The organism is Pseudomonas sp. GW821-FHT07G10 (assembly GCF_059418545.1).
Genome location: NZ_JBWKQB010000054.1, coordinates 1 through 10,563, shown reverse-complemented (window position 1 = coordinate 10,563; position 10,563 = coordinate 1). Strand labels below are relative to the sequence as shown.

Below are 10,563 nucleotides of genomic sequence, written 5' to 3'. Positions count from 1 at the left end.
GCAGCGAGTTTTGCTTGTTCTGCGTACTTACCCATGACACCCCCAAAGGTTGTGTCCAACGTTTGGGGGTCAGTTCACTCTGCGTGGGAACGATCATCAGAAACAGCTTCGCTTCAGGTTACATCCCATGCTGCTTCAGCAGCCGGTCATAACTCCCGTCAGCCTTCATCGCCGCGATCTCCCGGTCGAAACCGGCGACGATTTGTTGATGCTCGGGGTTTTTCAGGCTGACCAGAATATGCAGGCTGTTCTCGCTCAACGGCTTGGGCACAAACTCCACCCCGTTGCGCACCCTGGGCGACTCACGGGCCAGGTAGTAGCGCGCGACGTATTCATCTTCCAGGGTCAACTTCACGCGACCGGCGGCCAGCATCCGCACCGCCATCGAAAAGTTGTGCACAGGCACTTTCTGTAAGTCCGGGTCTGCGTCGAAGGCCGAGGAATAGGCATAACCGCGCACCACAGCGATCGGATATTCATGCAATTGCTGCAAATTGTCGTATTCGATCGGCTCATCCTTGCGCTTGATAAAGCACACCCGATTGATTAGATACCCGCTGGAAAACTGCCCCAGATGGGTCCTGGCCTCGTTGAACCAGGCATTCACCAACACGTCGTAACGCCCTTCGCCAACGCCCTGCAAGGCTCTGGCCCAAGGTACTTGCTCGAATTCACTGGCATAGCCGGCCCGCGCCAGGGCAGTACTGACTATATCGGTGGCTAACCCGCCATTAACCAGCGTGGCATCGGTAAACGGCGGCCAGGCATCGGCTACCAGACGCAATTTTTCCGCGTAAACGCTCTGACCCAGCAAGAGCAATCCAATCAAAGCAAAGGCTCGATGCAATCGCGGCATGCTAAAACATCCTTAGCGGGCGGGCTGCCCAGCGTGTTTTTAGCCAAAACTCGAAGGCCCGTGTGCCGGTACGCCGCCACAACTCCGGTCCTAACACTAGCTCATGGGAGCCACTGCACAGAGCTACCCAGCAGATTACACAAAGAAGACAGGAGCGAGCAAAATGAATGATGGCAATTTGATTTTTCTCACATAAACGACCTCTGCCGGCGGCAGACATCCACTCGCAGGACGCTTAGTATCCGAACCAGGTTTCTTACAGGATGAACAGATGACAATCGATTGGGTCTGCAAACACCACAGCGATCTGGGCAAGGAGCAGTTGTACGCCATTTTGCAATTGCGCACGGAAGTCTTTGTTGTCGAGCAGAAATGCGCCTATCAAGAAGTCGATGGCCAGGACCTGGAAGGTGACACCTGCCATTTGATGGCGTGGGACGGTGATCGGTTAGTGGCGTACTTGCGTTTGCTCGACCCGGTCTCCCAAGGCGGGGACGTGGTCATCGGCCGGGTGGTGATTGCACCGCACGCGCGAGGCAAAGGGCTGGGGCATGAACTGATGGCCAACGCTTTGAAGCAGGCTGAAAAGTACTGGCCTGAGGTCCCGATCTACTTGTCGGCCCAAGCGCATTTGCAGGGCTATTACGAGCGATACGGGTTTGTCGTGGCGGGTGAGGAATATCTTGAAGATGGTATTGCGCATATCGGGATGCGCAAATCCTGAACCTGATCGTTCCCACGCTCTGCGTGCGCATTGGCTGTGACGCGGAGCGTCACGGGATGCATTCCCACGCTGGAGCGTGGGAACGATCAGTGTTCAGGGATACCCCAACACCGCTTTGATCTGCCCAAGATTCTGCGTAATCCAGCCCTTATCAATCGCCCCCCAACTGTGGATCTGATAACGCCCGGCATGGTTGCGAGCACCGTCCTGCTGCTCGAACTCACAGACGATATCCAGATCCGCGAGCGCCGCGATCGTGTCCTGCGCCGTGCGTCGGGGCATGCCGGTGACGTCGATGAGCGCCGGGACGCTGCTGGCCAGCTGGCTGTCGATCAGGTAAGCCACGTACAAGCGGCGGTAAAAGCTGCTCTTGGTCTTGCTCACGTCCATCCACAAACTCCTTGTCGGTAACCGTTACGAAGCCACAACGGTCTTGCCCTGCATGTCCCGGTACGTCAGGTAAATCCGCAGGTCGAATTCCAATTGGTGATAGCCCGGCAGCATGTGCTCGCAGAGCTGATAGAACGCCTTGTTGTGATCGGATTCTTTGAAGTGTGCCAGTTCGTGCACCACAATCATGCGCAGAAATTCCGGTGCCGCGTCCTTGAACAATGACGCGATGCGGATCTCCTTCTTGGCCTTGAGTTTGCCACCCTGCACCCGCGAAATGGCGGTGTGCAAACCAAGGGCGCGATGGGTCAAATCCAGACGATTATCGAACAGCACTTTGTCGATGGCCGGTGCATTACGCAGATGCTCCTGCTTGAGCGCCAGAGCAAAGCTGTACAGCGCCTTATCACTCTGCACCGCGTGCTTGTGTGGATAACGCTGGCTCAAATAGTCGCCCAGCCGATCTTGCGCAATCAGCTGACGCACTTGCTCTTGCAAGGCAGCGGGATAAGCCTGGAGATATTTCAGCGCAGTCATGGGGCAGCAACACAGTCACGAAAGATCGCCAGTGTAGCGAATTCAGCCCTCCAGCGCGCTCCAGTCAAACGGCTGTGCAAAGCGGCTGACGTCACGGGCCATCAGCGGATGCGCCACCAGAGAGCCTTGCGCGTACTGACAGCCATTAGCCTGCAACCACTGATACTGCTCGTGGGTTTGCACACCTTCAGCGATCACCAGCAAACCGAACCGCTTGCACAGATCGATAACGCTGCTGGCCATCGCTGCATCGCGCGGCGAATCGAGCAAGCGGGCAATCAGCTGCCGATCGAGTTTCAGGGTATCAAGTTCCAGGTCGCGCAGATGAGCCAAAGAGCAGTTGCCCATACCAAAGTCATCGAGCGCGACCCGCACCCCAAGTTTGCGCAATAGCCGCAGCTGCTTGCGAGCTTCATCGAGGTTTTGCATCAAGGCGTCCTCGGTCACTTCGACTTCCAGCTGTTGTGGCCGCAAGCCATGACGCTCGAGCACCTGACGCAATTCTGCCGCCAGATTGGGCATGCCGAACTGGGTACTGCTCAGGCTCACGCTGAGCACCAGGTCGTCAGCAAAAAGGCTTCCCCAGTCACGCCGCTGAGCCGCACTCTGCTGGTAGATCCAACTACCCAGACAGCTGATCAGCCGTGCCTCTTCCAGCAATGGCAGGAACAACCCCGGAGGCACGTCACCGACGCTCGGGTGCTGCCAGCGCAGTATGGCTTCGAAACCGCGCAGACGGCCGTCGGATATTGCCACCTGAGGCTGGTACACCAGGTTGAAATCCTTGTTCTCAATCGCTGAGCGCACACTTTCTTCGAGCATCAAACGCGAACGCGCGCGACCATTCATCTCGTAATCGTAGAACCGATACTGCTGGCGCCCCGCGCGCTTGGCCTCGTACATCGCGATATCCGCAGCCCGCAGCAAGCCGTCGAGGTTGGAGCCGCAGTCCGGGTAAGTAGCAATTCCGATGCTTACCCCAAGCGCCATATCCAGGCCCCCGACTTGCTGACAAATCGACACCCGTTCAATGAGTTTCTCCGCTATTTTCGCCGCCTGTTCGGGGAACTCCAGATCGAGAAACGCGGTGAACTCATCGCCCCCCATACGCGCAAGAATATCGAAGGAGCGCAAGCACGCCTTCAATTGCTCGGACACCCAGCGCAGCACCCGATCCCCGGCATCGTGCCCCAGGGAATCATTGACCCGTTTGAAGCCGTCAAGATCCAGATACAGCAGCACCGGCGTGGTGCCCGATCGCTCACTGCGCAGCAGCAGGTTCTCCACGGTCTGATAAAAGCCACGTCGGTTGAGCAACCCGGTCAAAGGGTCAGTGACCGCCTGGAATTCAAGCTGCTGATGCAGATGGCGCACCTCCGACATATCCAGCACGGTCACGACCATCGCCTTGTGCTCAGACGGCAGCGGCGCACACGACAATGCCACGGGCACCTGCTGGCCGGGAACCGTGCGCAACATGGCGTCGTGCAAGCGCCAGGTGTCGCCACGACGGTAGCCCGCATAAAGCTCCGAATCGAGCCAACGGGGCACATGAGGTTTTTGCAGAAAACTCACGAACTCCGCGCCCTGCAACTCTGCCACCGGGGCATCGAGCAACCGCGAGATCGCCGGGTTGGCGAAGCGGATGACTCCGCCTTCATCCACCACCAGAATCCCTTCAGCCGCGTTTTCCAGCACCGAGGCATTGAATGCCCTCGCCGCCTCCAGATCATGACTCAAGCACTGCAAGGCCAGACGATTGCGCTGGTACTCCAGCAATGCCTGGACTTTGGGTTTGAGAATCTGCGGGTCGAACGGCTTGAACAGGTAATCGACCGCACCGTTGGCGTAGCCCTTGATCACGGCGTCCCGGGACTGCTCGTTGGCGGTAAGGAAAATGATTGGAGTCAGGCGGGTACGCTGGCTGTCGCGCATCAAGCGTGCCACTTCAAAACCATCCATCCCGGGCATCTGCACATCCAGCAGCACCAGGTCGACTTCATGTTCGAGTAATAAGCCCAGAGCCTCGACCCCGGAGGCGGCGGTCATTACGTACCAGTCCTGCTGCTGTAACAACGCACGCATGCTGATCAGGTTTTCAGGATAGTCATCAACGATCAAAAGGACTGAGCGGACTTCACCTGGCTTGGGCTGCGCGCATTCCATGCTGCTTCTCTTGTCTGGACGTCATTCCGGTAACCGAGGGAACACCGGACAAATAGTGAGCCTTCACTCTAGTCCCGGATCAGACAAAGCAGTAGATGTCACCACGCTATCATTTAACCAAATCCTCAGGCACCCGACTAACGGTCAGCACTTCTGCCCCGGTAAACCGGGGTTAAATGACATACAGCCATTAAATTGACGTCAATTTAATGTAAGGTCGAACCCATATGCAGGACACCGCAAGATTTGTAGGAGCGAGGCTTGCCCGCGATCGGCCGCGCAGCGGTCGCAAAACCTTACATTACGGCCCATCAGACAGAATGCGGATGCCGGATTTGCGTGCGCTTCGTCCGAACACGGCCCGACTCGTTCGCGGGCAAGCCTCGCTCCTACCAGAGCTGTGTTTCAGCCGGCAGTGCTGCGTTTTTTTGAAACATTGATTCATCGTTACTAACGAAGTACCAGATTCAGAGCCGAATCCTGCTGGATGCTGTAATCCGACAATGTGCGCCCATCTTCCAGTTTTGTTCCTGAAAAATTCAAACGTTGCTGGTCCGGGGGGATTCCTTCTTTGTCCTGGAGCTTCGCTTTGACGTTCTCGATCGTATCCGACGGTTCCACTTCTAACGTTATTGTTTTACCCGTGAGTGTTTTTACGGAAACTTGCATATTGACCTCCTGCCTCCGACAACGCCCGGAGACTGAAAAATAAAGAAAATTAAATCTGCATCTATAAGGGAACAGATTTATCTATAAGAAGAGGACAGCGAAGTTAGTACGACTTACGTTAGCCACCCTCGACGTTTCGGTGACAGCAAGCCAAGAAACAGGGCCTGAAATATCGTCAAGCGAGATTCACCTGGAAGAACATCAACATCAACGACGCCATTTTTCGTATTAAACAAATCATGTTCCTTCGACCCCCCCCCTTCATGGCCACTTTTCAGAACCACAGCTGCGTACTCCTTTACATGACTTGAGCACTTAAAATGCATGAAAAATCACATTTACGACACTGTAATATCTGACAGTTTTTTATATGATTTCGAACTAATTTTTATCTTAAATATGAATATGATTTATAAGGATGGAGATTTATTTATAGAAAATACGGCTCATGATTTTCCTTTGTGACGAGGGAGCTGCGCATGCACATGAAGCTTTTCATTTACTGCGCCCACAAAAAACCCGCATCTCTGCGGGTTTTTTACTAACGCTATTAAACGCTCAGGCTTAGTTGACCTTGGCGTTCAACTCACCTTTGAGGTAACGCTGGAACATCGCTTCCAGAGAGACCGGCTTGATCTTCGAAGCATTGCCCGCAGTACCGAAGGCTTCGTAACGAGCGATACATACATCACGCATCGCCGTCACGGTGGCGCCGAAGAATTTACGTGGGTCGAATTCGCTCGGGTTGGTGGCCATCAGGCGGCGCATGGCGCCAGTCGATGCCAGGCGCAGGTCGGTGTCGATATTGACCTTGCGTACGCCGTGCTTGATGCCTTCGACAATTTCTTCAACCGGTACGCCGTAGGTTTCTTTGATGTCGCCGCCGTACTGGTTGATGATCGCCAGCCACTCTTGCGGAACCGAAGAAGAACCGTGCATCACCAGGTGGGTGTTAGGGATGCGTTTGTGGATTTCCTTGATGCGGTCGATGGCCAACACGTCGCCGGTAGGTGGCTTGGTGAACTTGTAGGCGCCGTGGCTGGTGCCGATGGCGATGGCCAGGGCGTCGACCTGAGTGCGCTTGACGAAGTCAGCGGCTTCTTCCGGGTCGGTGAGCATCTGGCTGTGATCCAGCACGCCTTCCGCGCCGATGCCGTCTTCTTCACCGGCCATACCGGTTTCCAGCGAACCCAGGCAGCCCAGCTCGCCTTCTACCGAAACGCCGCAGGCGTGAGCCATGGCTACGGTTTGTTGGGTAACACGGACGTTGTAGTCATAGTCGGTCGGGGTCTTGCCATCTTCGCCCAGGGAACCGTCCATCATCACCGAGCTGAAGCCCAGCTGGATGGAACGCTGGCAGACGTCAGGGCTGGTGCCGTGGTCCTGGTGCATGCACACCGGGATGTGCGGGAACTCTTCGATCGCGGCCAGGATCAGGTGACGCAGGAATGGCGCGCCAGCGTATTTGCGGGCGCCGGCCGAAGCCTGGACGATCACCGGGGAGTCAGTCTTGTCAGCGGCTTCCATGATGGCGCGCATCTGCTCAAGGTTGTTGACGTTGAAGGCTGGAACGCCGTAGCCGTATTCGGCTGCGTGGTCCAGCATCTGGCGCATGCTGATAAGTGCCATTGGGTGTGTATCTCCCGGTCGAGGGTCGTTAATCGTGCAAGCCTGCCGTAGCGGCGGCTGCTATTCAAGTTATTGCAGATCGGGGGTTAGCCCTGGCTGCCAATTCGGTATTGCATAAATCCTGAGAGCCTTCGATCTCCTGTAGGAGCCGAGCTTGCTCGCGATGGGGCCAGCACATACAACATCATGTGCTGGTAGATCGCTATCGCGAGCAAGCTCAGCTCCTACAGCCACGGCCGATCAAATCGTTGGTGGCGACCCAGTAAACCAGGCCTTCCTCACCTTTTATGTGAAACGCCAGCATGTCATTGCTGTACAGCGAGCCCGAGCCGCCTGGCTCAAGCTTCAGGCGATACACCTGGTCGCTGCCGCTCAGGCGTAGATCGACTTCCTTACGACTGCTATCGGTGTAACGCCAGACCACTTGCGCCTGGCTGTCACAGCTCCAGGTTGTCCAGCTATCCTGCTGCGGCGACTCGAGCAAGTGCAGGTTGGTGCAACCTGCGAGCAGCGCCAGCACCGCCACGGCGATAAAGCCTCTCATCGGTGTTCCTCGACTTGCGGCTCACCGCCGCAAGCACAGCGCGTTATTGAATCTGACCCGTCAAGGGCAACCATGTTCCATGGCCTTGGCAGGAGTCTCGTACTTATCCAGACCATCCGGTCCCGAGCGCTTGTCGATCACCGGAGCGGTTTCGGCCTGCCAATCGGCTTGGTAGCAACCTTTTTCCGGCCCACCTGCTGCAGGTTCAGGTCTGGCGGCGTTCGGAGCACTGGCACAACCGGCCAGCAAGCCCGCGACGATCAATAGCGGTAATGTCTTGACCATGTGAATGTTCCTTTTTCCGGCCAGATCAACCTTTACGCTTTCGCGCGGCTTTCCAGCACTTCAACGGCTGGCAGCACTTTGCCTTCGACGAATTCGAGGAATGCGCCACCACCGGTAGAAATGTAGGAGATTTGCTCGGCAACGCCATATTTATCGATGGCTGCCAGGGTGTCGCCACCGCCAGCGATGGAGAATGCCGAGCTGTCGGCGATGGCCTGGGCCAGGACTTTGGTGCCATTACCGAACTGGTCGAATTCGAACACGCCGACCGGGCCGTTCCACAGAATGGTTTTCGACGACTTCAGCAGTTCAGCGAAATGCGCTGCGGTTTGCGGACCGATGTCCAGGATCATGTCGTCTGCAGCTACGTCAGCGATCAGCTTGACGGTCGCGGCGGCGCTTTCAGCGAATTCCTTGGCAACCACCACGTCGACCGGCAATGGCACGCTGACTTTGGCAGCGATGGCACGGGCGGTGTCCAGCAGATCCGGCTCGTACAGCGATTTGCCAACCGGGTGACCGGCCGCAGCGAGGAAGGTGTTAGCGATGCCGCCACCAACGATCAGCTGATCGCAGATCTGGCTCAGGCTGTTCAGCACGTCGAGTTTGGTCGAGACCTTGGAACCGGCAACGATGGCCGCCATTGGCTGGGCCGGCGCGCCGAGGGCTTTGCCCAGTGCGTCCAGTTCGGCCGCCAGCAACGGGCCAGCGGCGGCGACTTTGGCGAATTTGGCTACGCCATGGGTCGAACCCTCGGCACGGTGAGCGGTGCCGAAGGCGTCCATCACGAACACGTCGCACAGGGCGGCGTATTGCCGGGCCAGTTCGTCAGCGTTCTTTTTCTCGCCTTTGTTGAAGCGCACGTTCTCGAACAGCACGATGTCGCCGGCCTTGACGTCAACGCCCCCCAGGTAGTCGGACACCAGCGGCACTTCACGGCCCAGGGCCTTGCTCAGGTAATCAGCAACCGGCTTGAGGCTGTTCTCGGCCGAGAATTCACCTTCGGTCGGACGGCCAAGGTGCGAGCAGACCATCACGGCCGCGCCTTTTTCCAGGGCCAGCTTGATGGTCGGCAGCGAAGCCAGGATTCGCGCATCGCTGGTGACAACACCGTCCTTGACTGGGACGTTGAGGTCTTCGCGGATCAATACGCGCTTACCTTGCAGATCGAGGTCGGTCATCTTCAACACGGTCATGGGTCGCATTTCCTGGGTTACTGCTGTTGAGAAGCAGAGAGTGGAGAGTCAGGTTTTGGAGTAGCGGTGTGCAGATAGTGTTCTGCAACATCCAGCATTCGGTTGGCAAAACCCCATTCGTTGTCGAACCAGGCCAGCACGTTCACCAGCCTTGGGCCGGAAACGCGGGTCTGACTGGCATCGACGATCGCCGAATGTGGGTCATGGTTGAAATCACAACTGGCGTGAGGCAATTCGGTGTAAGCCAAAAGACCTTTGAGCGGGCCGCTGGTAGCCGCCTCGCGCAGGATCCGGTTGACCTCGGTGGCGTCAGTGTCAGTCACGGTTTGCATCGTGATGTCGAGGCAAGACACGTTGACCGTCGGCACGCGTACGGCTTTGGCCTGAATTCGCCCGGCAAGTTCCGGTAGCAGGCGTTCGATACCTCGCGCCAGACCGGTGGACACCGGGATCACCGACTGGAACGCCGAACGGGTGCGGCGCAGGTCTTCGTGGTGATAGGCGTCGATCACCGGCTGGTCGTTCATTGCCGAGTGAATCGTGGTGATCGACACGTAGTCCAGACCAAAGGCCTGATCCAGCAGACGCAACAGCGGCACGCCGCAGTTGGTGGTGCAGGACGCGTTGGAGACCAGCAATTCATCGCCGGTCAGGCAATCCTGATTGACGCCGTAGACGATGGTGGCGTCGACATCCGCTTCACTGGCCATCGGCTGGGAAAACAGCACGCGCGGCGCGCCGGCGTCGAGGAAACGCTGGCCGTCTGCGCGGGTGTGATAAGCGCCGGAGCACTCCAGCACCAGATCGACGCCAAGCGACACCCAATCGATGCCTTCGGGGGTGGCACTGCGCAGGACCTTCACGCAGTCGCCATTAATATGCAGACAATCACCGTCGACCCTCACCTCTCCGGGAAAACGCCCATGGGTGGAGTCGAAGCGTGTCAGGTATTCGATGCTGGCCATATCAGCCAGATCATTGATCGCAACAATTTCAAAACCGGCGCTCGCCCCTCGCTCGAACAAAGCACGCAAGACGCAACGACCAATCCGGCCGTAGCCGTTGAGTGCAACTTTGTAGGGACGCGGTTGAGGCATGGGGTTCTCGATAATGCGCAGCAGACGAATTCTGTAAACAACACGGACCTGTAGCAGCCTGCGTCCGGCCGCGTAGCGGTCGTAAAATCAGGCACCGCGCTCCAATTGAAGATACGCGCTGTCAGGTTTACGACCGCTTCGCGACCGGACGCAGCCTTCGGCAGCTGCTACAGGGGATCGCGGCAGCCAGTGGCTACCGCGTCCGCGTTTTTTAGTCTTCCAGCAGCTCTTCAGCCTGACCCAGGATGTTTTCCAGAGTGAAGCCAAACTCTTCGAACAAGGCTGGCGCAGGCGCCGACTCGCCGTAGGTGGTCATACCGATGACGCGACCTTCCAGGCCCACGTACTTGTACCAGTAATCCGTGTGAGCAGCTTCGATGGCGATCCGGGCGCTGACCTGCAACGGCAGAACCGCTTGCTTGTAGCCGGCATCCTGAGCATCGAAGACGCTGGTGCATGGCATGGAAACC

Annotated in this window: 12 protein-coding genes; 1 reads left to right on the top strand and 11 read right to left on the bottom strand. The window is 57.3% G+C overall.

Annotated features, from left to right (window positions below; all coding sequences use genetic code 11):
- Nucleotides 1–118: 118 nt before the first annotated feature.
- Nucleotides 119–856 (bottom strand): substrate-binding periplasmic protein, encoded by a 738-nt coding sequence (locus AC07O1_RS30065; protein WP_494990651.1) that lies wholly within the window; start codon nucleotides 854–856, stop codon nucleotides 119–121.
- Nucleotides 857–1,127: 271 nt separating this feature from the next.
- Between AC07O1_RS30065 and AC07O1_RS30060 the strand changes: the two genes are divergently transcribed.
- Nucleotides 1,128–1,580: a GNAT family N-acetyltransferase gene (locus AC07O1_RS30060; RefSeq protein WP_494990652.1), complete on the top strand. Its 453-nt coding sequence runs from the start codon at nucleotides 1,128–1,130 to the stop codon at nucleotides 1,578–1,580.
- Between the two features lie 93 nt (nucleotides 1,581–1,673).
- Here the strand turns inward: AC07O1_RS30060 and AC07O1_RS30055 are convergent, their stop codons facing one another.
- The 10 genes from AC07O1_RS30055 to AC07O1_RS30010 all read right to left on the bottom strand — a co-directional run.
- A complete protein-coding gene (locus tag AC07O1_RS30055) occupies nucleotides 1,674–1,970 on the bottom strand; it encodes a winged helix-turn-helix domain-containing protein (protein ID WP_494990653.1) in 297 nt (98 codons plus the stop codon).
- Between the two features lie 24 nt (nucleotides 1,971–1,994).
- A complete protein-coding gene (locus AC07O1_RS30050) occupies nucleotides 1,995–2,507 on the bottom strand; it encodes a M48 metallopeptidase family protein (protein WP_494990654.1) in 513 nt (170 codons plus the stop codon).
- A 42-nt stretch (nucleotides 2,508–2,549) separates the two neighbouring features.
- Entirely contained in the window at nucleotides 2,550–4,673 is a 2,124-nt protein-coding gene (locus AC07O1_RS30045; protein ID WP_495091152.1) for a putative bifunctional diguanylate cyclase/phosphodiesterase, read from the bottom strand.
- A gap of 450 nt (nucleotides 4,674–5,123) precedes the next feature.
- The gene (locus AC07O1_RS30040; protein WP_495091151.1) at nucleotides 5,124–5,342 is read right to left on the bottom strand and encodes a ubiquitin-like protein; all 219 of its coding nucleotides are present in this window, start codon (nucleotides 5,340–5,342) and stop codon (nucleotides 5,124–5,126) included.
- Between the two features lie 564 nt (nucleotides 5,343–5,906).
- On the bottom strand, nucleotides 5,907–6,971 hold the full coding sequence (gene fba / locus AC07O1_RS30035; protein ID WP_123426473.1) for a class II fructose-bisphosphate aldolase: 1,065 nt from the start codon (nucleotides 6,969–6,971) through the stop codon (nucleotides 5,907–5,909).
- Between the two features lie 217 nt (nucleotides 6,972–7,188).
- Nucleotides 7,189–7,515 (bottom strand): MliC family protein, encoded by a 327-nt coding sequence (locus AC07O1_RS30030; RefSeq protein WP_494990657.1) that lies wholly within the window; start codon nucleotides 7,513–7,515, stop codon nucleotides 7,189–7,191.
- Between the two features lie 60 nt (nucleotides 7,516–7,575).
- Entirely contained in the window at nucleotides 7,576–7,800 is a 225-nt protein-coding gene (locus AC07O1_RS30025; RefSeq protein WP_494990658.1) for a hypothetical protein, read from the bottom strand.
- A 32-nt stretch (nucleotides 7,801–7,832) separates the two neighbouring features.
- On the bottom strand, nucleotides 7,833–8,996 hold the full coding sequence (locus AC07O1_RS30020) for a phosphoglycerate kinase (RefSeq protein WP_494990659.1): 1,164 nt from the start codon (nucleotides 8,994–8,996) through the stop codon (nucleotides 7,833–7,835).
- A 17-nt stretch (nucleotides 8,997–9,013) separates the two neighbouring features.
- Nucleotides 9,014–10,093: an erythrose-4-phosphate dehydrogenase gene (epd, locus tag AC07O1_RS30015; protein ID WP_494990660.1), complete on the bottom strand. Its 1,080-nt coding sequence runs from the start codon at nucleotides 10,091–10,093 to the stop codon at nucleotides 9,014–9,016.
- Nucleotides 10,094–10,304: 211 nt separating this feature from the next.
- On the bottom strand, nucleotides 10,305–10,563 hold a 259-nt coding region (locus AC07O1_RS30010; RefSeq protein WP_495091150.1), incomplete at its 5' end, for a transketolase-like TK C-terminal-containing protein.

What these genes read in the sequence shown, in the direction of transcription:
- AC07O1_RS30055 (WP_494990653.1), bottom strand. Translation starts at nt 1,970, where the DNA reads ATGGACGTGAGCAAGACCAAGAGCAGCTTTTACCGCCGCTTGTACGTG.
- AC07O1_RS30030 (WP_494990657.1), bottom strand. Translation starts at nt 7,515, where the DNA reads ATGAGAGGCTTTATCGCCGTGGCGGTGCTGGCGCTGCTCGCAGGTTGC.
- fba (WP_123426473.1), bottom strand. Translation starts at nt 6,971, where the DNA reads ATGGCACTTATCAGCATGCGCCAGATGCTGGACCACGCAGCCGAATAC.
- AC07O1_RS30050 (WP_494990654.1), bottom strand. Translation starts at nt 2,507, where the DNA reads ATGACTGCGCTGAAATATCTCCAGGCTTATCCCGCTGCCTTGCAAGAG.
- AC07O1_RS30045 (WP_495091152.1), bottom strand. Translation starts at nt 4,673, where the DNA reads ATGGAATGCGCGCAGCCCAAGCCAGGTGAAGTCCGCTCAGTCCTTTTG.
- AC07O1_RS30040 (WP_495091151.1), bottom strand. Translation starts at nt 5,342, where the DNA reads ATGCAAGTTTCCGTAAAAACACTCACGGGTAAAACAATAACGTTAGAA.
- AC07O1_RS30065 (WP_494990651.1), bottom strand. Translation starts at nt 856, where the DNA reads ATGCCGCGATTGCATCGAGCCTTTGCTTTGATTGGATTGCTCTTGCTG.
- AC07O1_RS30020 (WP_494990659.1), bottom strand. Translation starts at nt 8,996, where the DNA reads ATGACCGTGTTGAAGATGACCGACCTCGATCTGCAAGGTAAGCGCGTA.
- AC07O1_RS30025 (WP_494990658.1), bottom strand. Translation starts at nt 7,800, where the DNA reads ATGGTCAAGACATTACCGCTATTGATCGTCGCGGGCTTGCTGGCCGGT.
- AC07O1_RS30060 (WP_494990652.1), top strand. Translation starts at nt 1,128, where the DNA reads ATGACAATCGATTGGGTCTGCAAACACCACAGCGATCTGGGCAAGGAG.
- epd (WP_494990660.1), bottom strand. Translation starts at nt 10,093, where the DNA reads ATGCCTCAACCGCGTCCCTACAAAGTTGCACTCAACGGCTACGGCCGG.